Origin of the sequence: Pseudomonas germanica, assembly GCF_019614655.1 — a bacterium.
Classification (GTDB): domain Bacteria; phylum Pseudomonadota; class Gammaproteobacteria; order Pseudomonadales; family Pseudomonadaceae; genus Aquipseudomonas; species Aquipseudomonas neuropathica.
The window spans coordinates 4,844,236-4,870,748 of sequence record NZ_CP071586.1 but is presented as its reverse complement, the minus strand read 5'-3'; the positions used below and the strand labels follow the sequence as shown (position 1 = coordinate 4,870,748).

25 protein-coding genes are annotated in these 26,513 nt (G+C 59.8%); 13 read left to right on the top strand and 12 right to left on the bottom strand.

The window, feature by feature from the left end:
* Positions 1-13 precede the first annotated feature (13 nt).
* Both earP and J0G10_RS21450 read left to right on the top strand, forming a co-directional pair.
* Positions 14-1,156: an elongation factor P maturation arginine rhamnosyltransferase EarP gene (earP, locus tag J0G10_RS21455; RefSeq protein WP_220556658.1), complete on the top strand. Its 1,143-nt coding sequence runs from the start codon at positions 14-16 to the stop codon at positions 1,154-1,156.
* A 48-nt stretch (positions 1,157-1,204) separates the two neighbouring features.
* Positions 1,205-1,774, top strand: a complete 570-nt coding sequence (locus J0G10_RS21450; RefSeq protein ID WP_007908599.1) for an elongation factor P — start codon at positions 1,205-1,207, stop codon at positions 1,772-1,774.
* Between the two features lie 121 nt (positions 1,775-1,895).
* Here J0G10_RS21450 and J0G10_RS21445 read toward each other — a convergent pair whose 3' ends face one another.
* The 4 genes from J0G10_RS21445 to J0G10_RS21430 all read right to left on the bottom strand — a co-directional run bounded on the left by J0G10_RS21445 (position 1,896) and on the right by J0G10_RS21430 (position 5,171).
* A complete protein-coding gene (locus J0G10_RS21445) occupies positions 1,896-2,906 on the bottom strand; it encodes an alpha/beta hydrolase (RefSeq protein ID WP_220556657.1) in 1,011 nt (336 codons plus the stop codon).
* Between the two features lie 34 nt (positions 2,907-2,940).
* Positions 2,941-3,360, bottom strand: coding sequence for an organic hydroperoxide resistance protein (locus J0G10_RS21440; protein ID WP_007908600.1), 420 nt, complete (start codon positions 3,358-3,360; stop codon positions 2,941-2,943).
* A gap of 326 nt (positions 3,361-3,686) precedes the next feature.
* A complete protein-coding gene (locus J0G10_RS21435; protein WP_176471266.1) occupies positions 3,687-4,142 on the bottom strand; it encodes a MarR family winged helix-turn-helix transcriptional regulator in 456 nt (151 codons plus the stop codon).
* Between the two features lie 72 nt (positions 4,143-4,214).
* Positions 4,215-5,171, bottom strand: coding sequence for a LysR family transcriptional regulator (locus J0G10_RS21430; RefSeq protein ID WP_220556656.1), 957 nt, complete (start codon positions 5,169-5,171; stop codon positions 4,215-4,217).
* Between the two features lie 109 nt (positions 5,172-5,280).
* Between J0G10_RS21430 and J0G10_RS21425 the strand changes: the two genes are divergently transcribed.
* The gene (locus J0G10_RS21425) at positions 5,281-6,030 is read left to right on the top strand and encodes a sulfite exporter TauE/SafE family protein (RefSeq protein ID WP_220556655.1); all 750 of its coding nucleotides are present in this window, start codon (positions 5,281-5,283) and stop codon (positions 6,028-6,030) included.
* Here the strand turns inward: J0G10_RS21425 and J0G10_RS21420 are convergent.
* A complete protein-coding gene (locus J0G10_RS21420) occupies positions 6,020-6,874 on the bottom strand; it encodes a LysR substrate-binding domain-containing protein (RefSeq protein WP_220558884.1) in 855 nt (284 codons plus the stop codon). The genes J0G10_RS21425 and J0G10_RS21420 overlap by 11 nt on opposite strands.
* 96 nt (positions 6,875-6,970) lie before the next feature.
* Here J0G10_RS21420 and J0G10_RS21415 point away from each other — a divergent pair, with 96 nt between their 5' ends.
* The gene (locus J0G10_RS21415; protein WP_095048457.1) at positions 6,971-7,192 is read left to right on the top strand and encodes a DUF1127 domain-containing protein; all 222 of its coding nucleotides are present in this window, start codon (positions 6,971-6,973) and stop codon (positions 7,190-7,192) included.
* An 80-nt stretch (positions 7,193-7,272) separates the two neighbouring features.
* Positions 7,273-8,499, top strand: coding sequence for a winged helix-turn-helix domain-containing protein (locus J0G10_RS21410; protein WP_220556654.1), 1,227 nt, complete (start codon positions 7,273-7,275; stop codon positions 8,497-8,499).
* Between the two features lie 98 nt (positions 8,500-8,597).
* Here the strand turns inward: J0G10_RS21410 and J0G10_RS21405 are convergent, their stop codons facing one another.
* Positions 8,598-9,944, bottom strand: a complete 1,347-nt coding sequence (locus tag J0G10_RS21405) for a class II 3-deoxy-7-phosphoheptulonate synthase (RefSeq protein ID WP_220556653.1) — start codon at positions 9,942-9,944, stop codon at positions 8,598-8,600.
* Positions 9,945-10,097: 153 nt separating this feature from the next.
* Between J0G10_RS21405 and J0G10_RS21400 the strand changes: the two genes are divergently transcribed.
* The gene (locus tag J0G10_RS21400) at positions 10,098-10,853 is read left to right on the top strand and encodes a spermidine synthase (RefSeq protein ID WP_095125136.1); all 756 of its coding nucleotides are present in this window, start codon (positions 10,098-10,100) and stop codon (positions 10,851-10,853) included.
* A gap of 132 nt (positions 10,854-10,985) precedes the next feature.
* Here the strand turns inward: J0G10_RS21400 and J0G10_RS21395 are convergent, their stop codons facing one another.
* The gene (locus J0G10_RS21395; protein WP_034155234.1) at positions 10,986-11,777 is read right to left on the bottom strand and encodes a crotonase/enoyl-CoA hydratase family protein; all 792 of its coding nucleotides are present in this window, start codon (positions 11,775-11,777) and stop codon (positions 10,986-10,988) included.
* A 422-nt stretch (positions 11,778-12,199) separates the two neighbouring features.
* On the opposite strand from J0G10_RS21395, the gene J0G10_RS21390 reads away from it, so the two are divergent.
* Complete coding sequence (locus tag J0G10_RS21390) at positions 12,200-13,873, top strand: DEAD/DEAH box helicase (RefSeq protein WP_008088238.1); 1,674 nt, start codon at positions 12,200-12,202, stop codon at positions 13,871-13,873.
* Positions 13,874-13,978: 105 nt separating this feature from the next.
* Here J0G10_RS21390 and J0G10_RS21385 read toward each other — a convergent pair whose 3' ends face one another.
* On the bottom strand, positions 13,979-14,746 hold the full coding sequence (locus J0G10_RS21385) for a DODA-type extradiol aromatic ring-opening family dioxygenase (protein WP_220556652.1): 768 nt from the start codon (positions 14,744-14,746) through the stop codon (positions 13,979-13,981).
* A gap of 103 nt (positions 14,747-14,849) precedes the next feature.
* Here J0G10_RS21385 and J0G10_RS21380 point away from each other — a divergent pair, with 103 nt between their 5' ends.
* Positions 14,850-15,497: a thiopurine S-methyltransferase gene (locus J0G10_RS21380; RefSeq protein ID WP_095048452.1), complete on the top strand. Its 648-nt coding sequence runs from the start codon at positions 14,850-14,852 to the stop codon at positions 15,495-15,497.
* Positions 15,498-15,613: 116 nt separating this feature from the next.
* On the opposite strand, the gene htpX is transcribed toward J0G10_RS21380, so the two are convergent.
* Both htpX and J0G10_RS21370 read right to left on the bottom strand, forming a co-directional pair.
* Entirely contained in the window at positions 15,614-16,501 is an 888-nt protein-coding gene (gene htpX / locus J0G10_RS21375) for a protease HtpX (protein ID WP_007908619.1), read from the bottom strand.
* 303 nt (positions 16,502-16,804) lie between these two features.
* Positions 16,805-18,016 carry a pyridoxal phosphate-dependent aminotransferase gene (locus tag J0G10_RS21370; protein WP_007908620.1) on the bottom strand — a complete coding sequence of 404 codons (1,212 nt, stop codon included), beginning with the start codon at positions 18,014-18,016 and terminating at the stop codon, positions 16,805-16,807.
* Positions 18,017-18,240: 224 nt separating this feature from the next.
* Here J0G10_RS21370 and msrB point away from each other — a divergent pair, with 224 nt between their 5' ends.
* The 3 genes from msrB (at position 18,241) to J0G10_RS21355 (ending at position 19,689) form a co-directional block, all read left to right on the top strand.
* Positions 18,241-18,636 carry a peptide-methionine (R)-S-oxide reductase MsrB gene (gene msrB, locus J0G10_RS21365; protein ID WP_095125134.1) on the top strand — a complete coding sequence of 132 codons (396 nt, stop codon included), beginning with the start codon at positions 18,241-18,243 and terminating at the stop codon, positions 18,634-18,636.
* Between the two features lie 109 nt (positions 18,637-18,745).
* A complete protein-coding gene (locus tag J0G10_RS21360; RefSeq protein ID WP_016985485.1) occupies positions 18,746-19,231 on the top strand; it encodes a glutathione peroxidase in 486 nt (161 codons plus the stop codon).
* Positions 19,228-19,689: a MarR family winged helix-turn-helix transcriptional regulator gene (locus J0G10_RS21355; RefSeq protein WP_095048450.1), complete on the top strand. Its 462-nt coding sequence runs from the start codon at positions 19,228-19,230 to the stop codon at positions 19,687-19,689. The genes J0G10_RS21360 and J0G10_RS21355 overlap by 4 nt, the downstream gene beginning before the upstream one ends.
* Here J0G10_RS21355 and J0G10_RS21350 read toward each other — a convergent pair.
* Positions 19,673-21,994 carry a hybrid sensor histidine kinase/response regulator gene (locus J0G10_RS21350; protein WP_220556651.1) on the bottom strand — a complete coding sequence of 774 codons (2,322 nt, stop codon included), beginning with the start codon at positions 21,992-21,994 and terminating at the stop codon, positions 19,673-19,675. The genes J0G10_RS21355 and J0G10_RS21350 overlap by 17 nt on opposite strands.
* 167 nt (positions 21,995-22,161) lie before the next feature.
* On the opposite strand from J0G10_RS21350, the gene J0G10_RS21345 reads away from it, so the two are divergent.
* Both J0G10_RS21345 and J0G10_RS21340 read left to right on the top strand, forming a co-directional pair.
* A complete protein-coding gene (locus tag J0G10_RS21345) occupies positions 22,162-23,052 on the top strand; it encodes an ATP-binding protein (protein WP_220556650.1) in 891 nt (296 codons plus the stop codon).
* Positions 23,049-23,531 (top strand): GAF domain-containing protein, encoded by a 483-nt coding sequence (locus tag J0G10_RS21340; protein WP_220556649.1) that lies wholly within the window; start codon positions 23,049-23,051, stop codon positions 23,529-23,531. Before J0G10_RS21345 ends, J0G10_RS21340 begins: the two co-directional genes overlap by 4 nt.
* Here the strand turns inward: J0G10_RS21340 and J0G10_RS21335 are convergent, their stop codons facing one another.
* Positions 23,532-26,477, bottom strand: coding sequence for an HD domain-containing phosphohydrolase (locus tag J0G10_RS21335; protein WP_220556648.1), 2,946 nt, complete (start codon positions 26,475-26,477; stop codon positions 23,532-23,534).
* Between the last annotated feature and the right edge of the window lie 36 nt (positions 26,478-26,513).

The following is a 26,513-nucleotide window of genomic DNA, read 5'->3' as shown; positions in this document are numbered from 1 at the left end:
ACGGGAGTCTTGAATGCCGCAATTGAAACCCCGCTGGGATATTTTTTGCACCGTGGTCGACAACTTTGGCGACATCGGCGTGACCTGGCGCCTGGCCCGGCAATTGGCCGCTGAGCACGGTTTGACGGTGCGATTGTGGGTCGATGATCTGCGCGCCTTCGAACGCATTTGTCCGGCGATTGATATCAACGCCTCACAGCAATGGCAACAAGGTGTCGAAGTGCGGCACTGGCCAGCCGAGTGGGTGCACATAGAGGCGGCGGATGTGGTGATCGCTGCGTTCGCCTGTCAGTTGCCCAGTGATTACATGGACGCGATGGCCACGCGAGAGCCGCCGCCCTTGTGGATGAACCTCGACTATCTCAGCGCCGAAGACTGGGTGATTGGTTGTCACGGCTTGCCGTCGGTCAAATACAAATCGGTGCAGAAGTTCTTTTTCTTTCCCGGATTCCAGCCAGGCACTGGCGGGCTGTTGCGTGAGCGCGGCTTGCTCGAGCAGCGTCGGCAGTTTCAACAGGATGCCGAAGCTCAACGGCAATTCCTGCAAGGTCTCGGGATCGATCCTGCGTCTGACGCCGAGCTGATTTCGTTGTTTGCCTACGAGAATGCCGGGCTGGCCAGTTGGCTGGACGTTTTGGCGGCGGACTCTGCGCCGACTCACCTGTTGGTGCCGGAGGGGCGGATTCTTGGCGACGTGGCGCGCTGGCTCGGGGTGGAGACCCTGAGGGTGGGCGAGATTAATGTGCGGCAGTCTTTGACTGTGCAGGTGTTGCCGTTCGTCCGTCAGGATCAATACGATCAGTTGCTCTGGTGCTGTGATTTCAACGCGGTGCGTGGTGAGGACTCGTTCGTGCGGGCGCAGTGGGCGGGGCGGCCGATGCTCTGGCACATCTATCAGCAGGACGAAGACATCCATCTGGACAAGCTTGATGCCTTCCTCGCGCTTTACACAAAAGGTCTATCACCGGCCGCTGCCGAGGCGATGAACGGTCTGTGGCGAGCCTGGAGCGCCGGTCAGCCCATCGGTGAACAGTGGCTCGAAGTCCGCAATCATTGGCCAGAACTGCAGGAAAATGCCGAAGCGTGGTGTCTGGAACAAGGCTTGCAGGCCGATCTTGCCGCAGCGCTGGTACAGTTTTACCTAAATTGGATATGATACGCGGCCTAGATTTTTGTAAATCCCATCCAAATTCGGATATTCGCAATGAAAACTGGTAAAGAACTGAAACCCGGTACCGTGATCCGTCTCGAGAACGATCCTTGGCTGGTTCAGAAAGCTGAATTCACCAAGTCGGGCCGTAACAGCGCGATCATGAAGACCAAGCTGAAAAACCTGCTGACCGGTTACAAGACCGAGATCGTTTACAGCGCTGACGACAAACTGGACGACGTAATCCTCGACCGCAAAGAAGCGACCCTGTCCTTCATCAGCGGCGACACCTACACGTTCATGGACACCACTGACTACACCATGTACGAGCTGAACGCTGAAGACATCGAAGCTGTTCTGCCTTTCGTTGAAGAAGGCATGACCGATGTTTGCGAAGCGATCTTCTTCGAAGAGCGTCTGGTTTCCGTAGAGCTGCCGACCACCATCGTGCGCGTAGTTGACTACACCGAAGGTTCGGCTCGTGGCGACACTTCCGGCAAAGTCATGAAGCCAGCCAAGCTGGCCAACGGTACCGAGCTGCAAGTTGCTGACTTCATCGAAATCGGTGACAAGATCGAAATCGACACCCGCGAAGGCGGTTCCTACAAAGGCCGTGCCAAATAAGCACTGCTTTTTACGGAAAGAAAAAGCCCGGCCATTGAGCCGGGCTTTTTTGTGCCTGCGATTTGAGCTTCACACAATCCCCTGTGGGAGCGAGCAGGCTCACTCCCACAGGGGATTGTGGTTACTTCAAGTGTTGCTTGAGTTCTTCAGATGCCTGCAACATCGCCGAACGTACTGCCGGCACCTGGCTGACCACGTTAAGCAAACCGTAATCGTGGATCATGCCGTTGTAACGCACCGACGTCACCGCTACACCGGCCTCGTCGAGTTTGCGTGCGTAGGCTTCACCTTCATCACGCAGCACATCGGCGCCTGCGGTCTGCACCAGTGCTGGCGGCAGGCCCTTCAGTTGTGCAGTGGTGGCCCGCAGCGGCGACGCGTAAATCTCGTTTCGCTGCTTGGCGTCGGTGGTGTAGTTGTCCCAGAACCACTTCATCATGTTGCGCGTGAGGAAGTGCCCTTCGGCGTACTGGTTGTAGGAGCCGGTGTCGAAATTGGCGTCCGTCACAGGCCACAACAGCACCTGGAACTTGATCGCCGGCGTGCCTTTGTCTTTGGCCATCAGTGCAACCACGGCCGCCATGTTGCCGCCGACGCTGTTGCCTGCGACGGCCAGACGTTTCCCATCGACATTGATTTCTTTGCCGTGCTCGGCGACCCACTTCGTTGCCGCGTAGGCCTGGTTGATCGCCACCGGGTAATGCGCTTCCGGTGAAGGCGTGTAATTGACGAACACCGCCGCCGCTCCTGAACCGACCACCAGATCCCGCACCAGCCGCTCGTGCGTCGGGAAATCGCCCAGCACCCAGCCACCACCGTGGAAGAACATGAACACTGGCAGCTCGCCCTTGACCCCGGCCGGCCGGACGATGGTCAGGCTCAACGGTTGGCCATCGACCTGGATGGTTTTCTCGCTTATGTCCGCTTTGGGCAGCGTCAACTTGACCCCGGACTGCGCGCCGACCAGCACGGCGCGGGCATCTTTGGGTGTCAGCTGTTCCATCGGTTTGCCGGTGCCGGCATTCAGCACATCGAGAAATGCCTGAGTGTTGTGTTCGACATCACCGGCAAATGCACTGTGGATGGACAGGGCGAGAAGGGTACCGGTCAAGACTTTGCTGAAAGTGTGCATGTTCATTTCCTGTTCGGGCCTGGGGTATCAGCAGTTAAACGGTGACGTGCAGACGCACATCGACGTTGCCACGGGTGGCGTTGGAGTACGGGCAGACCTGATGGGCCGCGTCGACCAGCGCTTGTGCGTCGGCTTGTTCCAGGCCAGGCAGGCTGATGTGCAAATCGATGTCGAGACCGAAGCCACCGGGGATCTGGCCGATACCGACATGAGCGGTGATCGAGGCGTCGTCAGGGATTTTGCGTTTGGTCTGGCTGGCGACGAATTTCAGTGCGCCGATGAAGCAGGCCGAGTAGCCGGCCGCGAACAGTTGCTCTGGGTTGGTCGCCGCGCCGCCGGCACCGCCGAGTTCTTTCGGAGTGGCGAGTTTGACGTCGAGGATGTTGTCGCTGGAGATCGCACGACCATCACGGCCGCCAGTGGAGGTTGCGATTGCGGTGTAGAGAGTTTGCATGGTGTGAGCCTCATTGGGTGTGGTTTTGTGCGCTAATTGTTTGTGCGCTAAGTAAGTGCGAGGTGAATGTATCGCGCGAATATTTAGTGCGCAAGATAAATTTTTGAAAAAGCTGCACTTCCACGAAGGGGCGGGTATGAGAGGGTGGCTGTAAGGCTTGAGTTAGAGCGGATTGCGCGGTAGATCAGGTGGTGAAAATATTTTGCTGTCGATGAACCCAATGTGGGAGCGAGCCTGCTCGGGAATGCGGTGTATCAGTCACCATTCATACCGACTGACACTACGCATTCGCGAGCAGGCTCGCTCCCACAGGGACTGTGTGAAGGTCAGATCAGGCTTTCTTGCAAGTGACCGCGTAGCGCCTGCAACTCTGATTGCAGCTTCTGCAGGCGTTCCAGAGAGAAGCCGCTGGCGCCGAGGATGCATTGCGGAACGGTCTGGGCTTTTTCTTTCAGCGCTCGGCCTTGCTCGGTCAGCTCGACAATCACTACCCGCTCATCCTCACGACTGCGCGTGCGGCTGAGCAACCCTTCGCCCTCCAGGCGTTTGAGCAGCGGAGTCAGCGAGCCGGGATCGGTCAGCAACCGCGAGCTGATTTCTCCGACCGTCAATCCATCCTTCTCCCACAACACCATCATCGCCAGGTACTGCGGATAGGTCAGGTTCAAGGCTTGCAGCAGCGGCTTGTAGACCTTGGTCATCATCAGCGAAGTGGAATGCAGGGCGAAGCAGGCCTGGTTATCCAGCAGCAGGTCGTCGCAGGTGTCGCGTTGGGAAGTCATGTCAAAGCCTTGTTCGGTGATGGTCATGAATCTAGCGCTCGAATCTTTAATGCGCCAGATAATTCTCCGGATCTAATGGCGGCCGAGATCCCGTTGCAGCGCCAGATCCCACGGCGGCACTGGACTGAAACGAGTTTTGAGGTATTCAAGCAACAAGCGGCTGCGCGAGTTGGTTTGCTGTTCCATGCGCAGTGCGTAGATGCCGGTGGATTCCGGGGCCGGCAGACCGTTCTCGCAGAACAGCGGGACCAGTTCACCGCGCAGCAGGTATTCGCTCGCCAGCCAGGTCGGCAAATGCGCAATCCCTAATCCCGCCAAAGCCCCACACACCAGCGCTTCGGCATTGTTGGCGCTCATGCGGATGCGCGCCGGGCGGTGCAAATGCATCTGGCCGTCCTGCTCGAACCGCCAGGCGAAGGGCGGGGCGAGGCCTTCCCAGTCCAGACCGTCATGTTCACCAAGTTGTGCCGGACTGCCGGGCACGCCCCGGCGTTTGAGATAGTCAGGACTGGCACAGGCTATGCGCACCATGCTCGCCAAAGGCGTGGCCACCAATCGCGTGTCAGCCATTTGCCCGGCACGCAGTACCAGATCGACCTTGCCCAGGTTCGAGCCGCCCATGTCGACGAAACTGTCGATCAAGTGCAACTGCACATCCAGCCCCGGGTAGAGGACGAGAAAGTCGGCGATCACAGGTGCCAGATGCCGTCGCCCGAACGCGGCGGGGGCGTCGATGCGAATCAAGCCTTCCGGCGCGCTGCTCAAGGACACGGCTTCGGCCCGCGCCAGTTGCAACTCGGCGACAATGCGCCGGGCACGTTCAGCAAACGCCAGACCGGCGGGTGTGGCTCTGACGGCGTGGGTGCTGCGTATAAATAACTGGCTGCCGACGGCGCTTTCCAGGCTGTCGATGCGTCGCGCAACGGCCGAAGGTGTCAGCGGATGACGGCGCGAGGCGGCGGAAAAACTGCCACTCTCCAGCACATCGAGAAACAGCCCTAACTGTTCAGTCAGTTGGTTGGGGTTCATAAGAATTCACGCTTGTGCGAAATCAGCATAGCCATTGTGCGTTGCTGTGCGTTTCCCCGCCAGCCACGACTGCGTAGGATGAATCGCCTGACGTAAGAGGAATTGAGCTGTGATGGAGTTTTTGTTGTACCTGCTGTTCGGCGCCGCGCTTGGCACCCTTGGTGGCATTTTCGGTATCGGTGGCGGTTTGATCGCCATTCCGTTGCTCGGTGTGTGGTTCGGCCTCGATCAGCAGATTGCCCAAGGCACGGCGCTGGTCATGGTGGTGCCGAACGTGATGCTGGCGCTGTGGCGCTATCACCAGCGCAATCGCATCGAACTGCGGCATGCGTTGCCCTTGGCGGTGATGGGTTTTTGCTTTGCGTGGATCGGTTCGATCTGGGCGGTGGGTATCGATGCGCAAACCATGCGCATCGGTTTTGTCGCTTTCCTGGTGGTGCTCTCGGCGTACAACCTGCTGAAGATGTTCGGCAAGCAACCCGCTGCGACTTCCGAGATGCGCTATTCCTGGCCTTGGCTCGGCGTCCTCGGTGCGGCGTCCGGAACCATGGGCGGCTTGTTCGGTGTCGGTGGTGCCGTGGTGGCAACGCCGGTGCTGACCAGCCTCTTCGGCACCACGCAAGTGGTCGCTCAGGGCTTGTCGCTGGCGCTGGCGTTGCCAAGCACCGGCGTGACCCTGGTGACCTACGCGGTGCATAACGAAGTGGACTGGATGATTGGCCTGCCGCTGGCCATCGGCGGTCTGGCGAGCATCAGTTGGGGGGTGAAAGTTGCCCACGCCATGCCGGAAAAACTTCTGCGCGGGCTGTTCTGCGGTTTCCTGGTGCTGTGTGCGGTGATGCTCGCGTTTAAAGTTTAAAACCTTCGACGATATGCTCGGCCAGGCACTCGGTTATCGGCGACGGATTGTTCAGGTTGCGGATCAGCATGATGCTGGCCTCGGGCAACAGCGGCAGATCTTCGGCGGCGCCGAGAATGCGCATGTCCGGGGTGATCAGGCTTTCCAGTTGCGCGGTGATCGCCAGACCCGCACTCACCACCGCCATCAACGCCGAGAGGCTGGTGCTGTTATAAGCGATGCGGTATTCGCGGCCCATCGCATCCAGTGCGTTACACGCCCACAAGCGGCAGAAACAATCACTGTTGAACATCGCCAGAGGTAGTGGCGTTTGTTCGTGGGCGCTGAAATTCTGCGCCTCGGCCCAGACAAAACGCTCCTTGCGCAGCAACTGACCGATTTCGTTGCCCGGTTCACGGGTGACGATCGACAAATCCAGGTCAGTACGCTGCAACAGTTGTTTGGTCGATTCGCAATGCACTTCGATCTGGATCAGTGGATAGAACTGCGCAAACCGCGACAGGATCCCCGGCAGAAAACGCATCACGTAGTCATCCGGCGTGCCGATGCGCACGGTGCCGACCATGTGCGGCTCGCGCAAGGTGTTGAACACTTCGCTGTGCAGCTTGAGGATGCGCCGCGCGTATCCGAGCAGCACCTGGCCTTCAGCGGTCAGGCGCACCTGGCGTCCGTCGCGCTCAGACAACTGCCGCTGCAACACGTCTTCTTCCAGGCGCTTCATCTGCATGCTCACCGCCGATTGCGTGCGGTTGACCATTTCGCCGGCGCGGGTGAAACCGCCCTGATCGGCAATCGCGACAAAGGTGCGCAGGACATCGGTATCGATACTGGGGTAGGCCGACAATTGATGAATCTCCGTGATGCATGCCATCAGAAACATTCGTTGGATTGATCTTAGCGCCGGCGCGAGACTTGAGCCATCCACAAAGGAGGCAACACGATGAAAGGTCAAAGAGAGTATGTAGATGACGCAAAATTTTCCGGCCACGGCCATATCGTTTCCGACCTGCTGCACAAGTTTAGCCGCTGGTACGAATTGCACCGTGAACGCGAGTTGCTTGCCAGTCTGAGCGACGAAGCGTTGAAAGACATCGGCGTCAGTCGTGCCGATGTTGAACACGAGTCCGTGCGGCCGTTCTGGGATGATCCGATGCATAAATGACCCGTTGCATAAATGATCAGCAGAACGCTACACAAACCCTCTTCCAGTGAGGTAGGTTGCGAGCAGACAAGGAGATGCTCATGCCCGCGACTCTGGCCTTTTCCCTCAAACAGGCGCGACGACTGGCGCTGGCTGCCCAAGGGTTCAACGGGCGCCAGCCGCCGACCGTCAAGGCGCCACACGTCAACCGGCTGATCGAAAGGCTGGGTTTGCTGCAAATCGACTCCGTCAACGCCGTGGTGCGCTCGCACTACCTGCCGCTGTTTTCCCGTCTCGGTTCCTATTCTTCCGACTTGCTCGACCAGGCTGCCTGGAGTTCGGGGCGACGTCGCACGTTGTTCGAGTACTGGGGACACGAAGCCTCGTTGCTGCCGATGTCGATGTATCCGTTGCTGGGCTGGCGCATGCAGCGGGCCAGGCGTGGCGAGGATATTTATCAGCAACTGGCCAGATTCGGTCGCGAGCAGCAGGACGTGGTGCGTCGGGTCTTGAATTCGGTGCAAGAGCAGGGCGCGTTGGGCGCCGGCAGCCTTTCAACCCGTGCAGACAAAGCCGGGCCGTGGTGGGACTGGAGCGCGGAAAAACATGCGCTGGAGTGGCTGTTCGCGGCGGGTGAAGTGACGGTGGCGGGGCGGCGTGGTTTTGAGCGTTTGTATGATTTGCCGGAGCGGGTGATCCCTTCATCGATCCTGCAACAGGCGTTGCCTGATGAAGCCGAAGCGCAACGCGGGTTGCTGTTGCACGCGGCACAGGCCTTGGGTGTCGGTACTGAAAAAGACCTGCGTGATTACTTTCGCCTGAATCCGGCGGATGCGCGGCCACGTCTCGCGGAACTGATTGAAGCCGGGCAGTTGCAGATGTGCGAGGTTGCCGGTTGGCGGCAAATCGCCTATTGCCTGCCGGAGCCGAGCGTCCCGCGCAAGGTCATGGCCAGTGCGCTGCTGTCGCCCTTTGATTCGTTGATCTGGGAACGCAGCCGGACTGAGCGCTTGTTCGATTTCCGTTATCGGCTGGAGATTTATACGCCACAGGACAAACGGGTTTACGGCTATTACGTGTTGCCGTTTTTGCACAACGAGCGGATTGCTGCGCGGGTGGATTTGCGGGCTGAGCGGGCGGCGGGGCAGTTGGCGGTGCATGCGGTGCACGAGGAAGAGCCGGGGCTGGATGAGCAGGGGATGCTGGCGCTGGCGGAGAATCTGCGGCGGATGGCGGATTGGTTGGGGCTGGCGCGGGTGCAGTTGAATTGTCAGCGCGAGAGTGCGGCGCGGTTGCGGGTGGCATTGGCACAGATTGGGGGCGACTGAACCGGCCTCTTCGCGAGCAGGCTCGCTCCCACATGGGTTTTGTATACGACACAAATCCAGTGTGGGAGCGAGCCTGCTCGCGAAGGAGGCGACGCGGTCTAGCGGCGAACCTGTTTCAGGGTTTCAGCGATCAAAAACGCCAACTCCAGCGACTGATCAGCATTCATCCGTGGATCACAGTGCGTGTGATATCGATCCGACAAGCCATCTTCAGTAATCGGCCGCGCACCACCGATGCACTCGGTGACATTCTGCCCGGTCATCTCGATGTGAATGCCGCCGGCGTAAGTGCCTTCCGCCTCGTGCACCTGGAAGAACTGTTTAACCTCGCCAAGGATCTGCGCGAAGTCGCGGGTCTTGTAGCCGCTGCTGGCCTTGATGGTGTTGCCGTGCATCGGGTCGGAACTCCACAGCACTTGCTTGCCTTCGCGCTGCACCGCGCGGATCAGCGCCGGCAGGTGATCGCCCACCTTGTTCGCGCCCATCCGAGCAATCAGGTTGAGGCGCCCCGGATCGTTGTCCGGGTTGAGCACGTCGATCAGGCGGATCAGGTCATCGGGGTCCATGCTTGGGCCAACTTTGACGCCGATCGGGTTGTTCACCCCGCGCAGGAATTCGACATGCGCGCCGTCGAGCTGACGGGTACGGTCACCGATCCACAGCATGTGCGCCGAGCAATCGTAGTAATCGTTAGTCAGGCTGTCGCGGCGCACGAAGGCTTCTTCGTAGTTCAGCAGCAGTGCTTCGTGGGCGGTGAAGAAGCTGGTTTCGCGCAGTTGCGGCGAGCTGTCCATGCCGCAGGCGCGCATGAACGCCAGGGTTTCATCGATGCGGTCGGCGAGGTGACTGTATTTTTCTGCCAGCGCCGAGTTGGCGATGAAATCGAGGTTCCACTTGTGCACTTGGTGCAGGTCGGCAAAACCGCCCTGGGCAAACGCGCGTAGCAGGTTCAGGGTCGCGGTGGACTGGTGATAGGACTGCAGCAGGCGCTCCGGATCCGGCACGCGGCTCTTTTCGTCGAAGCCGATGCCGTTGACGATGTCGCCCCGGTAGGCCGGCAGCGTCACGCCACCGATGGTCTCGTCGTTGGCCGAACGTGGTTTGGCAAACTGACCGGCCATGCGCCCGACTTTGACCACCGGGCAGCCGGCGGCGAAGGTCATGACGATCGCCATTTGCAGTAACACTTTGAACGTGTCGCGAATCTTCGCGGCGGAGAATTCGGCAAAGCTTTCCGCGCAATCGCCGCCCTGCAGCAGGAATGCCCGGCCCTGGGTGACTTCGGCAAACTGGCGGCGCAGTTCGCGCGCTTCGCCGGCAAACACCAGTGGCGGATAACTGGCCAGCGTCTGCTCGACCTGGCGCAGATGCGCCGCGTCAGGATATTGGGGTTGTTGCTGGATCGGCAGGGCGCGCCAGCTATCAGGACTCCACGGTTGGCTCATCACGGTCTCTAATTGGTTCTACGCACGGGAAGCCCATGGTAGCAGCAATTAGTGCGTGACCTGCTCCCGCCCCATCGCCGACAATCGCCGCTTTGCCACGGCGCCACAGCGGTGCCATCGCGTCACCGCGCCCGGTGACCATCAGGAGACGAAATGACTGAGGAGCGCGTCGAGCATCTGCTCGCCGAAGTACAGGATGAGTTCGGCGTGATTCGCGTGCTGGAAGTGGCCGATTACCGCTTTCTCGAATTCGGCGATGCGATCGAGCAGAGCTGCGTGTTCACCGCCGACCCGAGCTGGCTCGAATACGATTACACCCGGGCGATGCTGATCGGCGCGTTGTGCCACGAGCAGCCGGAGAGCGCGCTGTTTCTAGGACTCGGCGCCGGTACATTGACCCAGGCCTGCCTCAAGTTCCTGCCGCTGGAAGATGTCGAAGCCATTGAACTGCGTCCGGATGTGCCGCGCCTAGCCATCGAATACCTTGGCCTGGACGATGATCCGCGGCTGTACATCCGTGTTGGCGATGCGCTGGAGTTACTGCCGACGGCTGAGCCGGCGGATCTGATTTTTGTCGACCTGTATACCGATGTCGGCCCGGGCGTCGGGCATCTGGCCTGGAGTTTTCTCGGCGACTGCCAGAAGCGTCTGAATCCGGGTGGCTGGCTGGTGATCAATCAGTGGGCCACCGATGACGGCAAGCCTCTGGGCGCGGCGTTGTTGCGCGGGCTCTATCACCGGCATTACTGGGAATTGCCGGTGAAGGAGGGCAACGTGATTCTGATTGTGCCGGCGGACCTCGATCAGGAGTTGGACATGCAGGCACTGACGGCCCGGGCTGAAGCGCTGGCGCCGCGGTTGGGGTATTCGTTGCAGTCGTTGATCAACAGTATTCGCCCAGCCACCTGAGGCGTCAGTGCTGTCCCCATCGCTGGCAAGCCAGCTCCCACAGGGTTCGCGCCGTACGCAAAATGTGTGAACGACTCGGTCACTGTGGGAGCTGGCTTGCCAGCGATGGCGCCCTGACAGGCGCCATAATTCTCAGATCCCCTTGAATATGCCAGGCCGCCGCTCCACCAGCGACCGCACCCCTTCCTTGGCATCCTCACTCGCCAACAATTTCTTCACCAACGCCGGTAACCCTTGCGCGGCCGCCGTCTCACCCTCATACCTTGCCTGCCGCGCCGACATCAACGTCGCCTGTACCCCCAACGGCGCCTGCCGGGCAATCCGCTCAGCCAATTCAATCGCCCGCGGCAACAGGTCTTCGCTGGCCATGACTTCCTGCACCAACCCCAGGTGCAACGCCTCGTGCGCATCAAACTCATCGCCGGTCAGCAGCCAGCGCATCGCGTTGCCCCAACCGGCAATCTGCTGAAAACGTAAAGTCGCACCACCAAAAGGAAAGATCCCACGCTGCACTTCCATCTGCGCGAAGCGGGTATTGCTCGCACACAGGTTTATATCGGCTGCCAGCATCAGCTCGATGCCGATGGTCAGGCAGTAACCCTGCGCGGCGACAATCACTGGCTTGCTCACCCGTGGCCCGACGAAAACACCCCATGGATCGCAACCGCCGGTCGGAACCTGCCAGCCCTGGGCGAGGGCCGAACTGGCGTTGACCAGATCCAGGCCAGCGGTAAAGTGCTCGCCATGCCCGAACACCACCGCCACCCGCGCTTCGCTGTCGGCCTCGAACTCGCCGTAGGCCAGGCTCAGCTCGTTGAGCAGGTCGAGGTCGAAAGCATTGCGCTTGGCCGCTCGATCCAAGCCAATCAGATGGACGTGACCACGACGTTCACGGCTGACGCGGCCGGGGCAGGGCTGATTCATGGCGAAATCCTCGGGCGGGAAGGGCGGGTGCAGCGACGGTATGCCGCACATCAGTGAATCGTTTAAGCGTCATCGCCCGCAGGGCCGGGCCTTTGAAAAATAGACCTTCGCGCGATTATCCGCAAAACCCCGTTACACAGCGGTGACACGCTCATTCAGGCAATAAAAAAAGCTCCCTTTTTGGGCAAAATCCGGTATAGTGCGCGCCGGCCTTTAACCGGGCCGCGTTTAGGTAGCGCATTTCCCGAAGTCAGCTTCGGCTGCACGTCCGCATTGCGGGCTCTTCCCGGACGATTCTTTTTTTCATTCATTCGTTTTCGCAAATCCCCGCCGACAAAGCTGCCAGGGCGACTCTTGAGTCTCAACACGGCATGCGCAGCTTTGGAGCATGGGTCTTTGCGGATGCACTTAGAGGCAGACCCATGACCCAGGAAACCGGCGGATTCGCCGCTTTTAATCTTAACCCGAATATTCTTGCAGCCGTCGCAGCGACTGGCTACGAAGAGCCTTCGGCGATTCAGCAGCAATCGATCCCGATCATCATGGCCGGCCAGGACATGATTGGTCAGGCGCAAACCGGTACCGGTAAAACCGCCGCGTTCGCACTGCCTATTCTGCACCGCATCGATCCTGCCAAGCGCGAACCGCAAGCCCTGATCCTGGCGCCAACTCGTGAGTTGGCGCTGCAAGTAGCAACCGCTTTTGAAACCTACGCCAAGCAAATGCCGGGCGTTACCGTTGTGGCCGTTTACGGCGGCGCGCCTATGGGCCCACAACTGAAAGCAATCCGTAATGGCGCACAGATCGTTGTCGCCACTCCGGGCCGTCTGTGCGACCACCTGCGTCGCGACGAAAAAGTTCTGTCGACCGTGAACCACCTGGTTCTCGACGAAGCTGACGAAATGTTGAAACTGGGCTTCATGGATGACCTGGAAGTCATCTTCAAGGCTCTGCCAGCGACCCGTCAGACCGTTTTGTTCTCGGCGACCCTGCCGCAGTCGATCCGCGCCATTGCCGAACGCCACCTGCGCGATCCGCAACACGTGAAGATCCAGACCAAGACCCAGACCGTTACCGCGATCGAACAGGCTCACCTGTTGGTTCACGCTGACCAGAAGACTTCGGCCGTTCTCAGCTTGCTGGAAGTGGAAGATTTCGACGCTCTGATCATGTTCGTACGCACCAAGCAAGCGACCCTGGATCTGGCCAGCGCCCTCGACGCCAAAGGCTACAAAGCCGCGGCGCTGAACGGTGACATCGCCCAGAACCAGCGTGAGCGCGTCATCGACTCGCTGAAAGATGGCCGTCTGGACATCGTTGTCGCGACCGACGTAGCTGCTCGTGGTCTGGACGTTCCGCGCATCACTCACGTGTTCAACGTTGACATGCCGTACGACCCAGAGTCCTACGTTCACCGTATCGGCCGTACTGGCCGTGCCGGTCGCGAAGGTCGTGCACTGCTGCTGGTGACTCCACGTGAGCGCCGCATGCTGCAAGTGATCGAGCGTGTAACCGGTCAGAAAGTCGCTGAAGTTCGCCTGCCGGACGCTCAAGCCGTTCTCGATGCACGCATCAAGAAACTGACCAACAGCCTGTCGCCACTGGTCGCTGATGCCGAATCGACCCACGGTGAGCTGCTCGATCGTCTGACTGCAGACATCGGCTGCACCCCGCGTGCTCTGGCTGCTGCGCTGCTGCGCAAAGCCACCAACGGTCAAGCGCTGAACCTGGCTGCCATCGAGAAGGAACGTCCACTGGTGCCGAACAACGCACCGCGTGGCGACCGTCCTGAGCGCACCGGTGATCGTCCTGATCGTGGTGACCGTGAGCGTCGCGCGCCAATGCCTTTGGGCGAAGGCCGTGCTCGTTGCCGTACCGCGCTGGGTGCGCGTGACGGTATCGCTGCGAAAAACCTGCTGGGCGCCATCCTCAACGAAGGCGGTCTGGCCCGTGAAGCGATCGGTCGCATCCAGGTGCGTGACAGCTTCAGCCTCGTCGAGCTGCCGGAAGATGGTCTGGACAAACTCCTGACCAAACTGAAGGACACTCGCGTTGCCGGTAAGCAGCTGAAACTGCGTCGCTATCGCGAAGATTGATCCGCCCTTGGGCTGATTGATCGCACATAAAAAATCCCCGACTGGTTCGGGGATTTTTTTTGCCTGTTTTTTGCCTTTGTGGGAGCGAGCCTGCTCGCGAAGGCGTCAACCGAAACGATAAATATCCATGCCCAGCGCGCCCATCGTGAAACCCTGATGAGCAACGCTGAACTCTCCCCCCGCGCCCCGGGCAAAATACAACGGCAACAAATGCTCATCGCTCGGATGGCTGCGCACCGCATTTGGTGCCTGCTGGCGATAATCATGCAGCGCTGCCTCATCGTCGGCCGCCAACTTCTCGATCACCCAGTCACGGAAATCCCGCGCCCACGGCTCGACACTTTCCGGGCCGGCGTGCCAGTCCAGTTCGCGCAGGTTGTGCGTGATGCTGCCGGAACCGATCAGCAAAATGCCCTGATCACGCAGACTCGCCAGCGCGCGGCCGACCCGGGTTTGCAGCGCCGGGCCCGCGCGGCTCGGTAGCGAAACCTGCACCACTGGAATATCCGCCAGCGGGTACATCAGCGACAGTGGCACCCAAACACCGTGATCGAACGGGCGTTGCGGATCGAGACGGGCAGGCAGGTTGTTGGCAGTCAGTAGATCAGCCACCTCAGCAGCCAGTTGTGGATTACCCGGCGCCGGATACTGCACTTCAAACAGCGCCCGGGGAAAGCCGCCGAAGTCATGCCAGGTTTCCGGTTGTGCATGGCTGCTGACCTGCAGTTCCTGGCTTTCCCAGTGCGCGGAGACGATGACGATGGCTTTGGGTTTCGGCAATTCGGCGGCCAGACGAGCCAGAGCCGGGCCACTGGCGCCGGGCTCCAGGGCCAGCATGGGTGAACCATGGGAAATGAACAGGCTGGGCAACATGGCGGGTTCCTGAGCGTTAAGATGGCTTCATCTTCAGTCAGATCATTGATCTAAATCTAATATAAGTTTTAACGCTTTTTGATCGAATTATTGGGAGTGATGCATGCAGCCTGAGTTTTGGCACAAGAAGTGGGCTTCGGGGCAGATTGGTTTCCATCTGCCCGAGGTAAACCCGTATTTGCAGCGGCACTGGGCGGTATCGGCTGCGGCGCGAGTGCTCGTGCCTCTGTGTGGGAAAAGTCTGGATCTGGCGTGGCTGGCCGGACGTGGTCATCAGGTGCTCGGGGTCGAACTGTCGGAAAAGGCTATCGAGGACTTTTTCAGTGAATATCAGGTGCAGCCGCAGATTAGCCAGAAGGGCGCGTTCAAGGTCTATCGCGGTGATGCCATCGAACTGTGGTGCGGTGACTTTTTTGCGCTGACGGCCGCCGATGTGGCCGATTGCGCCGCGTTGTACGACCGCGCCGCGCTGATTGCCTTGCCGGCGCCGATGCGTGAGCGTTATGCGGCGCATCTTCAGCAGATCCTCCCACAGGGCGTGCACGGGTTGCTGATTACCCTGGATTACGATCAGGCGCAGATGCCGGGGCCGCCGTTTGCGGTGGGGGATGATGAGGTGCAGCGGTTGCTGAGTGGTGCCTGGCAGGTGCCGGTGCTGGAAGAGCAGGATGTGCTGGGGGAGAGCGGGAAGTTCCTTCAGGCTGGCGTGACGCGGCTGGAGGAGCGGGTTTATCGGGTTTCTTCTCGATAGTTTTTGGCTGACAGTGCCTGCTCGCGAAGAGGTCATCAGCAACAATCCATTATTTGCACAGAAACAAAAAAAGGCCCGCATCACTGCGGGCCTTTTTCATTGTTACACCGGTCGGATCAACCGCGACGACGCAGGGCGTCGATACGCTCTTCCAGCGGCGGGTGGCTCATGAACATGCGGGCAAAGCCCTGTTTGATACCACCGTTGATGCCAAAGGCGTTAAGGGTGTCTGGCATGTGCACCGGCAGACCTTGTTCGGCGCGCAGGCGTTGCAGTGCGCCGATCATTGCGCTGGTGCCGGCCAGGCGGGCGCCGGCTTCGTCGGCACGGAATTCGCGCTTGCGCGAGAACCACATGACGATCGCACTGGCGAGAATGCCCAGTACCAGTTCGGCGAAAATGGTCGCCACGTAGTAGGCGATGCCCTGGCCTTCTTCGTTCTTGAAGATCACCTTGTCGACGAAGTTGCCGATGATCCGTGCAAAGAACATCACGAAGGTGTTCACCACGCCCTGGATCAGCGCCAGGGTGACCATGTCGCCGTTGGCGACGTGGCCGATTTCGTGGGCCAGCACGGCTTTCACTTCATCGGGTGAGAAGCGCTCGAGCAAGCCCTGGCTGACCGCGACCAGTGCGTCGTTCTTGTTCCAGCCGGTGGCGAAGGCGTTTGCTTCGTAGGCCGGGAAAATACCGACTTCGGGCATCTTGATCCCGGCTTCGCGGGACAGTTGCTCGACAGTTTGCAGCAGCCATTGCTCATGCCGGGTACGTGGCTGGCTGATGATCTGGGTGCCAGTGCTCATCTTCGCCATCCACTTGGAGATGAACAGCGAGAACAGCGAGCCGGCGAAACCAAAGACTGCACAGAAAACCAGCAGCTGACTAAGGTCGAGATCAACCCCGTTGGCCGCCATGAACCCGTTGAAGCCGAAAAGGCTCAGGGTGATGCTGGCTATCAGCACGACCGCCAGGTTAGTGGCCAAAAACAGCAGGATGCGCATCATGGTTGTAGAAATCTCCTCAAGCTAAAGATGTAGCGTACTGCGGGGTATATAAGGTGCTGCACCGGGCTATTCAACTGAGTGACTATTTCAAACTGTGTCCTACAGCGGATTCTTCGGTGCCTGGCACATTTCCCACGACAGATAACGATAGGGATGACGGCCAGCCGCGACCCGTCGCCATTAAGCTGGACGCAGGTAAACGGTACGAATCGCAAGTGTAGAAGGCGTGCGCGGACGCGGAACGCAGAAGTGTTGCTGAATCAGACAGTGCGCAACGTTTGGCCGTTGCGCACTGCTGGCCAGTTACTGGCGGTAGGACTTGAGGAAGTTGCCGATACGGCCGATGGCCATTTCCAGATCGTCGACGCGGGGCAGGGTGACCACGCGGAAGTGATCCGGCCACGGCCAGTTGAACGCCGTGCCCTGTACCACCAGCAGTTTCTCGGAGAGCAGCAGGTCGAGGACGAATTTCTCGTCGTTATGGATCGGGCAGACCTTCGGGTCGATCTTCGGGAACGCATACAGCGCGCCCATCGGCTTGACGCAGCTCACGCCTGGAATGTCGTTAAGCAATTCCCAGGTGCGGTTACGCTGTTCCAGCAGGCGACCCTGCGGCAGCACCAGGTCGTTGATGCTCTGATAGCCGCCCAATGCGGTCTGGATCGCATGCTGGCTTGGCACGTTGGCGCACAGGCGCATGTTGGCCAGCATGTCGATGCCTTCGATGTAGCTCTGCGCGTTGTGCTTCGGTCCGGAAATGGCGATCCAGCCGGAGCGGAAACCCGCCACACGGTAGGACTTCGACAGACCGTTGAAGGTCAGGCAGAGCAAGTCCGGGGCTAGCGACGCGGTGCAGATGTGTACGGCATCGTCGTACAGAATTTTGTCGTAGATCTCGTCGGAGAAGACCACCAGATTGTGCGCGCGGGCGATTTCCAGCATGCCCAGCAACACTTCCTTCGAATACACCGCGCCGGTCGGGTTGTTCGGGTTGATGATCACCATCGCTTTGGTGTTCGGGGTGATCTTGGCTTTGATGTCGGCCAGATCCGGGAACCAGTCGGCGCCTTCGTCGCACAGGTAATGTACGGCGTTACCGCCGGCGAGGCTGACGGCGGCAGTCCACAGCGGATAGTCCGGGGCGGGCACCAGCACTTCGTCGCCGTTGTTGAGCAGCGCTTGCAGCGACATCACGATCAGTTCGGATACGCCGTTGCCCAGATAGATGTCTTCAATGCCGACACCTTCAACATTCTTCTGCTGGTAGTACTGCATCACCGCTTTACGCGCGCTGAACAGACCTTTGGAGTCGCTGTAGCCTTGCGCGGTCGGCAGGTTGCGGATCACATCCTGAAGAATTTCGTCCGGCGCTTCGAAACCAAACGGCGCCGGGTTGCCGATGTTCAGCTTGAGGATGCGCTGGCCTTCCTCTTCCAGTCGTTTGGCGTGCTTGAGCACTGGGCCGCGAATGTCGTAGCAGACGTTGGCGAGCTTGTTCGATTTGCTGAACTGCATGGCGATGTGATCCCGAAAATGAACGATCCAGGCGGCGGGTGGACAACCGTACTGGGATTCCTGCGTCTTCACACAGGCGGACGTCTTGAGCCGTGGCTCCCATAATCCGTTTGAATGCGCCCGGTCTGGCTGCCAGACTGGTGCGTGACGAGGCGCAATCATACGTGCCGCCCGATCCGTGGAAAAGGTACAGATCGGGCTTTTTCAGCCGCTGAGGTGTGATGATGGAAAAGTTGGAAAAAACCCTGGAAGAATGGCGTGCGATGCTCGACCCTGAGCAATACAAAGTTTGTCGTCTGAGTGCGACCGAGCGCCCGTTCTCCGGCAAATACAACGACACCAAAACCGACGGTGTCTACCACTGCGTTTGCTGCAACGAAGCGCTGTTCGATTCCAAGACCAAATTCGATTCCGGCTGCGGCTGGCCGAGCTTCTACGCGCCGATTGGCGAAAGCGCGATGACCGAAATCCGTGACATCAGCCACGGCATGATCCGCACGGAAGTGAAGTGCGCGCGCTGCGATGCGCATTTGGGTCATGTATTCCCGGACGGCCCGCCGCCGACTGGTTTGCGTTATTGCATCAATTCGGTTTGCCTGGATCTGGTTCCACGCGCATAAACGAATGAAGGCGACCTTCGGGTCGCCTTATTATTCGATAATTAAATTGCACACAATTTAATTGCTCGCTATGTTTGATCTTTCTTGACTGTCTGCGGAGCCCGACGCCATGAGCGACAACCTGTTGAACATTCCGTGCACCACCATCAAGGGTGAGCAAAAGACCCTGGCCGATTTCGCCGGCAAAGCGGTTCTGGTAGTCAACACCGCGAGCAAATGCGGTTTCACCCCACAGTACAAAGGCCTCGAAGAACTGTGGCAGACCTACAAGGATCAGGGTCTGGTGGTCCTGGGCTTTCCGTGCAATCAGTTCGGCAAGCAGGAGCCGGGTAACGAAGGGGCGATCAGTGAGTTCTGCGAGCTGAACTTCGGCGTCAGCTTCCCGCTGTTCAAGAAGATCGACGTGAACGGTGGAGACGCGCATCCGCTGTTCGTGCAGCTGAAAAAACGCGCGCCGGGTCTACTTGGCTCCCAAGGCATCAAGTGGAACTTCACCAAGTTCCTGATTGGCAAGGACGGAAAACTGGTCAAGCGTTTTGCCCCGACCACCAAGCCGCAGGAGCTGAGCGGCGAGATCGAAGCCCTGCTCAAATGAACAGCTTGCCGGTCGATTCGCTGAAGCTCGACAACCAGTTGTGCTTCAAGCTGTACGCCGCTTCCCGGGCGGTGATTCGTGCCTACAAACCGATGCTCGATCAGCTCGGCCTGACGTACCCGCAATACCTGGCGATGCTGGTGTTGTGGGAATGGCAGGACGCTGCGCCGGAGCAACCGACGGTTAAGGCGTTGGGCGAGCGTCTGGCACTGGACTCGGGCACGCTGACGCCATTGCTCAAGCGTCTGGAACAGTTGCAATGGGTACAGCGCCAGCGTTCAACGCGTGACGAGCGCGAAGTGCACTTGAGTCTGACACCGGCAGGCCAAGCCTTGCGCGAGCAGGTCGGGCCGCTCAAGGCCCGATTGTTGTGCGACAGCGGGGTGGATCTGGACCGTCTCAATGACCTGCGCAGCGGACTTGATCACTTGTTGGGACAGATCAAAGCGCTGGCGTAGTCGGGATCCACTGATCGAGCAGTGCCGCCAGCTCTTCACGGCGGAACGGCTTGGCCAGATAGTCGCTCATGCCGGCTGCGCGGCAGCGTTCGCGTTCCTCGGACATGGCGTTGGCGGTCAGAGCGACGATGGGCAGGCTCGGCCAGCGCCCGCTCTGACGGATCTGCCGGCTGGCTTCGTAGCCATCCATCACGGGCATGTTGCAGTCCATCAGCACCAGATCGAATTCGTGATACTCCAACTGATCCAGCGCTTCGGCACCGTGGGCGGCGACGATGACCTCGCAGCCCAGTTTGCCGAGCATGCCTTTGGCCACCAGTTGATTGACCGGGTTGTCCTCAACCAGCAACACCCGCCCGCGCCGCACCGAGGGAGACGTTTCGAGTTGCGCATCGTTAACGGCGACCACGTCCGGTTGCAGGGTGCGTCGCAGGTTCTGGTACAGAGCATTTCGCGCCAATGGTCGGGCCTGTTGCTGCAGAGGCGCGAGTGCGGCGGCTTCTTCGCTCGGCAGGAAACTGCCGTAGGCGGTTACCAGCAAAATCGGCGCCCCAAGCGTCGGGCGCAAGCCGAACAGACACTCCGGACAATCGGTGATCACCACGTCCGGCGTCAGGCCCAGCAGTGAGTCATCGATGGTGCGCTGCTCATATGTAAGTCCCCACACCGGCAGCAGGCTCTGCAACAGTTCCGCCAGTCCACTGCTGGCAGCGGTGATGGCGAGGATTTTCCCGTGCAGCGGCGCCGGAACCAGTGCGCGGGTATGACACGGCAGTGGCAGCTCGGCACAGAACTGACTGCCGAACCCGGTCTCGGAGCTGATGGTCAGGCGCCCCTGCATGGCTTCGCAGAGGTTGTAAGTCAGCGCCAGACCCAGCCCGGTGCCGCCGTATTGTCGAGTGATGCCGGCGCCCGCTTGAGTGAACGGCTGGAAGATTTTCAGCTGCGCGTCCTGGGCGATACCGATGCCGGTGTCGCAGACCTCGATGCGCACGCCATCCTTGTACGCCGACAAGCGCACATCCACCCGGCCGAAGCGGGTGAATTTCAGCGCGTTGGACAGCAGATTGCTGACGATCTGCCGCACGCGGGTCGGATCGCCCAGTACCAGTGCCGGGAAGTGCGGGTCGATCAGGCAGGTCAGTTCGACGCTCGGCGCGGCATTCTGCGACAGCAGGTTGGCGGTGTCTTCGATCAATGAGCCAAGATCGAACGGGATGTGCTCAAGCTCCAGTTGCCCGGCATCGAACTTCGACAGGTCGAGAATATCGTTGAGCAATTCGACCAGCACTTTGCCCGAGTCGTGGGCGATCGACAGTTGTTGCTGCTGTTCGGCATTCAACGGACCGTCGAGTGACAGCGCGATCATTCCCAGCAGGCCGTTGAGCGGCGTGCGGATCTCATGGCTCATGTTGGCGAGGAACGCCGAGCGGGCCTCGGCCATTTCCAGGGCGGTGCTGCGGGCGACTTCGAGTTCCTGATTGGACTGGCTCAGCCGTGCGTTGATCGCCTTGAGTTCAGCGGTGCGCGCCGAGACGATGTTTTCCAGTTGTCCGAGGTAGTCGGTCAGACGGTTTTCGGCGTTGCGTCGCTGCTGGATCTCGGTGGCAATGTTCTCGAATTGCTGATTGGCGACTTTGACCAGCACGCCGATTTCATCGTTGCCGTGCCCGGACGGGCACTCCAGCGTGGTCGGCTCGGCGCTGCGCGGGTCGCGCCCGCTGAGTTCGCGGATGACCCGCACCAGTGGTTTGGTCAACATCACATAGAACAGCGCCAACAGGATGCCGGTGAGAATCAGGCTGCGGGCGAAGCCATTGAGCAGGGTCACCTCGGCGCGGCGCAGGAAGCGGCTGCCGAACGCATAGGTGTCGACCTCAAGGCTTAACACGCCCAGCGATTCATTGGGCAGATGATCCAGATACAGACGGTCTTCGAACTGGCGTTTGGCGCCAAACAGGAAGTCGCTGATGACCCGATAGCCGCTTTGCAGTTCCGGGCGTTTGACGCTGGCCAGCACCGTATTGTTGTTGTCGATCAGTTGCGCAGAAATGATTGCCGGCGAGCGCAACAGGCCCAGGGTCAGTTCCTGCGCCAGTTCGGCGTCGATGTTGTAGGCGATCCGTGAGGCCGGGTTATGGCTGATTTCCAGCAAAGACAGGATTTCACGGTTGATGGAGGCGTCTTCACTGGCATAATCGATGCCGATTTGCAGCAGGCTGAGCAGCGTGCCCAGAATGAACCCGACCAGCACGGTAAGCCTGGCTTGCTTGTAAGACAGCCGGTGGGTGAATTTGATATCCATGGGGTGTTGAACCACTTCCGTTTCCCTTCGCTGCTCAAGCATAGTCGATCATGTATGGATACCGAGGTTCCCGAATCGCCTTGTAACAAGGCTTGGTAGGGTGATTTTTATCTGTGTGTCGTCGCAGGATTCACCATCATCACTGTGAACGTGCCCGAGGAGAAGACGTGGATTCCCGATTAAATGCTTTTCTTGAACGCGCCGAGTCGGTTCTGGCGCGTATCGAACCGTTGTTGCCGGCACCACGGCCGGTGATCGACTGGGGCACTTGTCTGGCGGCGCGCTGGCAACGCGACGGGCGCAGCGGCTATCTGATGCCGCTGGACGTCAGCCTCGACATGCGCCTGTCCGACCTGATCGGCGTTGACCGTCAGCTCGAACAACTGGGGCGCAACACCCAGCAGTTTCTCGATGGTATGCCGGCCAACCATGCGTTGCTCTGGGGTTCGCGCGGTACCGGCAAGTCGTCGCTGGTGCGGGCCTTGCTGGCGGAACACGCCGCCGCCGGCCTGCGCCTGATCGAGATCGAGCGTGATCATCTGGCGGATCTGCCGCGGGTGGTCGAGCAGATCGGCAAGCTGCCACAACGCTTCGTGCTGTTTTGCGATGACTTGTCGTTCGAATCCGGTGAAGGCGATTATCGCGTGCTCAAAAGCGTCCTCGACGGTTCGCTTGAGCAGGCCCCGGACAATGTATTGCTGTACGCCACCTCCAACCGCCGCCACCTGGTGCCGGAAAAGGAGAGCGATAACGAAAACTGGAAACGCGTCGACGGCGAACTGCATCCCAGCGAAGCCGTTGAAGACAAGATCGCGCTGTCGGACCGTTTCGGTCTGTGGCTGTCGTTCTATCCGTTTACCCAAGAACACTTCCTTAACGTCGTCGAACACTGGATCGGCCAGTTGGCCGCCAAGGCCGGCCTGAGCTGGCAGCGCGACGAAGCACTGGACATCCTTGCGGTGCGTTGGGCCACCGGCCGCGGTAATCGCAACGGACGTTGCGCGTACCAATTCGCCCGTTACTGGGTGGGACTGAAATTGTTGGAGCACAAGGCATGATTGATTTGCAACAAAGCGGCCAGGGCCTCGAAGGCTATGGCATGTTGGCCGCACAACTGGAATCGCTGCTGGCGGACGAGCGTGATTTTATCGCCAACGCCGCGCAGTTTTCGGCGTTTCTGTTCAACCAGCTCGATGACCTGAACTGGGCGGGTTTTTACCTCAACCGCAACGAAGAACTGGTGCTTGGTCCGTTCCAGGGGCAGATCGCCTGCGTGCGCATCCCGTTTGGCCGTGGTGTGTGTGGCGCGGCGGCGGCCACTCGGCAAACCCAGCGCGTTGAAGACGTACACGCGTTCCCGGGGCATATCGCCTGCGACAGCGCCTCGAACAGCGAACTGGTCGTACCGTTGGTCAAGGAAGGGCGCCTGATCGGTGTACTCGACCTCGACAGCCCGAAACTGTCGCGTTTTGCCGCGCAGGATCAGGCCGGCATCGAGCAACTGGCGGCAATTTTCCTGCGTCTGACCGACTGCTGATCACGCGGTGAGGCCAGCCTTGTGCAACAGGCTGGCCGGATCGACGTTATCGATTTGACCGGGATCGAGAAAACGCACGGCGTACTGCATGTAAACGCCTTCGTTGATGAACAATCCAAACAGCTGGGCATCGATGTGCGCCTCACGGCACATGGTGGCCATGATCGCCAAGGCCTCGCTCAGCGTTTTGGCCTTTTTGTACGGGCGATCGGCTGCGGTCAGCGCCTCAAAGATATCGGCAATCGCCATCATCCGCGCGGGCAGGCTCATGTCCTCACGCTTCAGGCGTTTCGGGTAACCGGAGCCGTCCATTTTTTCATGATGGCCGCCGGCGATTTCGGCAATGCTGTCGAGGTGGCCGGGGAAGGGCAGGTGGCTGAGCATCATGATCGTCTGCACCATGTGGTGATTGATCATGTAACGCTCTTCGCGGGTCAGGGTGCCACGGTTGATGCTCAGGTTGTACAGCTCGCCGCGATTGTATTTGTGTTGCGGTACATCCAGTTTGAAGCCCCATGGATTGTCTTCGGGGATCAACTCGTTCGGGTCGCGTTCAAGCAAGTGCTCCGGCTTGTCTGCCAAAAGCTTTTCACTGACCGGCAGATTCGGTGCCGGCGTGCGCGCCTGACGCCGGTTCTCTTCCCATGACACGCCCAAGCGGTCATCAAGGGTGCGCAGCCAGGTGCGTTGCGCCAGATGGTCAAGGCGCTGCAGATCCGCCTCTGCCATCGCTTCACTGCCCAGATTACAGCGCGCGACAAACGTAAAATCGTCGTCCAGCGCCGTCAGCGTGGCATCGCGCAATTTGGCCAGTGCAGTCTCATCGCCGCCCAGAGCACACGCCTGCCAATAGCTGATCCAGGCATCACGCTTGAGCACTTCGAAACGCGTGCGAATTTCATGAATACGGTCGTTGATGGTTTCCAGTTTGGTGGCCTTGTCGACCACATATTCCGGCGTCGTCACTTTGCCGCAGTCGTGCAGCCACGCGGCAATGTGCAAGGCTTCCCATTCATCCTCGCTCGGTTGGTAGGCACTGAACGCCGGCGCCTCGCTTGCCGCTGCCGCTTGGGCGAGCATCAGCGTCAACTCTGGCACGCGCTGACAATGGCCGCCGGTGTACGGACTCTTGGCGTCGATAGCGCCAGCGAGCAGTTGAATGAAGGCGTCGAGCAATTGCTTCTGGCGGGCTTGCAGGCGTTGGCTCTCGATACTGACCGCCGCCGCGCCCGAGACAGCCTGGAGGAACGCGATGCGATCAGGGCGCAGTTTTTCCAGATCGGCTGCCGTGCCGCTGTCGCTCACCAGCAGAATCAGCAGGCCGATGGTTTCGTCGTGGCGGTTGTGCAGGCGGATGCCGATCAGATGGATGCGGGGCGATTGCATTGCCAGCAGGACCTTCTGCAAGTCGCCGGCCTGATCGACGCCGAAGTTGCTCACCACGTTGTTGGCGCCGACCAATTGTTCAAACCACGCCGGCCCTTTGTTCTGTTGCAGGTCGTGTCCCTGAATGTCGAATGCTTCCAACGCCTGAGACGTACCATCGATCACCAGCCCGTATGGCTCCATGCGGCTGCTGTCGCTTTCACGCAGATAGATCAGCCCTGCCTGTGCCTGAGCAATCTGCACCGTTTCAAACAGCACCCGTTGCAGCAGCGGGGCGAAGCGGGTTTCGGCGCCGAGGGTGTCGGTAATCCGAAAGAAACTCGCCAGAGTGTCTTTCATCCGCGCCATCGACACACTCAACTGGTCGACTTCAAGCACCGGCGAGCGGCGGGCCAGAGGAAAGTTGAAATCGAAACTGCGAATCGCGTCGGCTTCCTTGACCAGCGCATGCAACGGCTTGACCAATATCCGCGAAATCACCCAGCCCAGCGGCAAGCACAGCAGCAGGGTCGCGAGGGTGATCAGCGCGCCTTGCCAGCGCAGGCGGTAGGCATCGATCAATAACTCGTCCTCGGGCACCAGCAGCGCCAACTGCAAACCTTTCGGGCCGCCCTCCTGAATGCTGCTGCGGGCGACGATCCACTGGCGACCATCGGCTTCCAGGCGATTGCCCGCGGCTGCGCCGGACAACAGCGCATGCAAGCCCGGACTCAGATCCGCCGCTTTGGCCAGATGCGCGCCGCTACTGTCGACGATCAGGCGTTCGCTGTCGGGATAGGCCACGGCGTTGCCGTCGGCATCGAACAGGGCAATTTCGGTGGAGGGTGTGACGACATGTTTGCTCAGCGCCGCCGACAGGGCGACCAGCGTCAGGTCAGCACCGATGACGGCGTTCTCGCCGCTGCGTCGGGCCAGCGTCGTGCCGACATTGCGCGTGGAGAAAAACACGTAGGGCTCGGTGGTGATTTGTTCGTTTTGCTGGCGAGCATGGTTGAACCACGCGCGGCTACGCGGATCGTAGCTGTCGTCGGGGTTGTCCTGACGGCTGATCAGCGACAATGTCTGGTCAAAAAACAGCGATTGCGAGTGCACCGCGCCCTGCGGGTCATGTTCGATACTCCAGACCTGATACGCCGCCGCTTCAGGGGCCTTGAGCAATGTCTTGATGGCGGCGCTGCGCAGCGGACGCACCATGAAGAAATCGCCATTGGCATAACCCAGATATAGCGATGCCAGATTGGGATTGTCGTTGAGCGACTGGCTAAACGGTCGGAGCAAGGGCAAGCGTTGTTCAAGGCGCGCGGCCTGAGTGGCGGGGTCATCCGCCAGCAAACTCAGCAGGTGACGAATCGGCTGATAGGTTGCGGACATGTCCAGACGTACGTCTTGTTCGATCCTTTCGAACAGCTTTTCGCTGCTCGACAGGATGATCTGCGTCGTCTGGTGGTAATTGAACAGGCCCAGTACGACCCCGGTGAGCAGCAACAGGAATGTGAACATGACGCTGATGTGTACATGCAGCGGAAACCGGCGTTGCTCCGGGCGCAGTGGGCTGGGCATTTCGGACTCTCCATGATGGTTAACTCACTGCTCAGC

Excerpts from the sequence above, each read along its gene's own strand:
- earP (WP_220556658.1), top strand. The coding sequence starts at position 14 with ATGCCGCAATTGAAACCCCGCTGGGATATTTTTTGCACCGTGGTCGAC.
- J0G10_RS21450 (WP_007908599.1), top strand. The coding sequence starts at position 1,205 with ATGAAAACTGGTAAAGAACTGAAACCCGGTACCGTGATCCGTCTCGAG.
- J0G10_RS21445 (WP_220556657.1), bottom strand. The coding sequence starts at position 2,906 with ATGCACACTTTCAGCAAAGTCTTGACCGGTACCCTTCTCGCCCTGTCC.
- J0G10_RS21440 (WP_007908600.1), bottom strand. The coding sequence starts at position 3,360 with ATGCAAACTCTCTACACCGCAATCGCAACCTCCACTGGCGGCCGTGAT.
- J0G10_RS21435 (WP_176471266.1), bottom strand. The coding sequence starts at position 4,142 with ATGACTTCCCAACGCGACACCTGCGACGACCTGCTGCTGGATAACCAG.
- J0G10_RS21430 (WP_220556656.1), bottom strand. The coding sequence starts at position 5,171 with ATGAACCCCAACCAACTGACTGAACAGTTAGGGCTGTTTCTCGATGTG.
- J0G10_RS21415 (WP_095048457.1), top strand. The coding sequence starts at position 6,971 with ATGAAAGGTCAAAGAGAGTATGTAGATGACGCAAAATTTTCCGGCCAC.
- J0G10_RS21410 (WP_220556654.1), top strand. The coding sequence starts at position 7,273 with ATGCCCGCGACTCTGGCCTTTTCCCTCAAACAGGCGCGACGACTGGCG.
- J0G10_RS21405 (WP_220556653.1), bottom strand. The coding sequence starts at position 9,944 with ATGAGCCAACCGTGGAGTCCTGATAGCTGGCGCGCCCTGCCGATCCAG.
- J0G10_RS21400 (WP_095125136.1), top strand. The coding sequence starts at position 10,098 with ATGACTGAGGAGCGCGTCGAGCATCTGCTCGCCGAAGTACAGGATGAG.
- J0G10_RS21395 (WP_034155234.1), bottom strand. The coding sequence starts at position 11,777 with ATGAATCAGCCCTGCCCCGGCCGCGTCAGCCGTGAACGTCGTGGTCAC.
- J0G10_RS21390 (WP_008088238.1), top strand. The coding sequence starts at position 12,200 with ATGACCCAGGAAACCGGCGGATTCGCCGCTTTTAATCTTAACCCGAAT.
- J0G10_RS21385 (WP_220556652.1), bottom strand. The coding sequence starts at position 14,746 with ATGTTGCCCAGCCTGTTCATTTCCCATGGTTCACCCATGCTGGCCCTG.
- J0G10_RS21380 (WP_095048452.1), top strand. The coding sequence starts at position 14,850 with ATGCAGCCTGAGTTTTGGCACAAGAAGTGGGCTTCGGGGCAGATTGGT.
- htpX (WP_007908619.1), bottom strand. The coding sequence starts at position 16,501 with ATGATGCGCATCCTGCTGTTTTTGGCCACTAACCTGGCGGTCGTGCTG.
- J0G10_RS21370 (WP_007908620.1), bottom strand. The coding sequence starts at position 18,016 with ATGCAGTTCAGCAAATCGAACAAGCTCGCCAACGTCTGCTACGACATT.
- msrB (WP_095125134.1), top strand. The coding sequence starts at position 18,241 with ATGGAAAAGTTGGAAAAAACCCTGGAAGAATGGCGTGCGATGCTCGAC.
- J0G10_RS21360 (WP_016985485.1), top strand. The coding sequence starts at position 18,746 with ATGAGCGACAACCTGTTGAACATTCCGTGCACCACCATCAAGGGTGAG.
- J0G10_RS21355 (WP_095048450.1), top strand. The coding sequence starts at position 19,228 with ATGAACAGCTTGCCGGTCGATTCGCTGAAGCTCGACAACCAGTTGTGC.
- J0G10_RS21350 (WP_220556651.1), bottom strand. The coding sequence starts at position 21,994 with ATGGATATCAAATTCACCCACCGGCTGTCTTACAAGCAAGCCAGGCTT.
- J0G10_RS21340 (WP_220556649.1), top strand. The coding sequence starts at position 23,049 with ATGATTGATTTGCAACAAAGCGGCCAGGGCCTCGAAGGCTATGGCATG.
- J0G10_RS21335 (WP_220556648.1), bottom strand. The coding sequence starts at position 26,477 with ATGCCCAGCCCACTGCGCCCGGAGCAACGCCGGTTTCCGCTGCATGTA.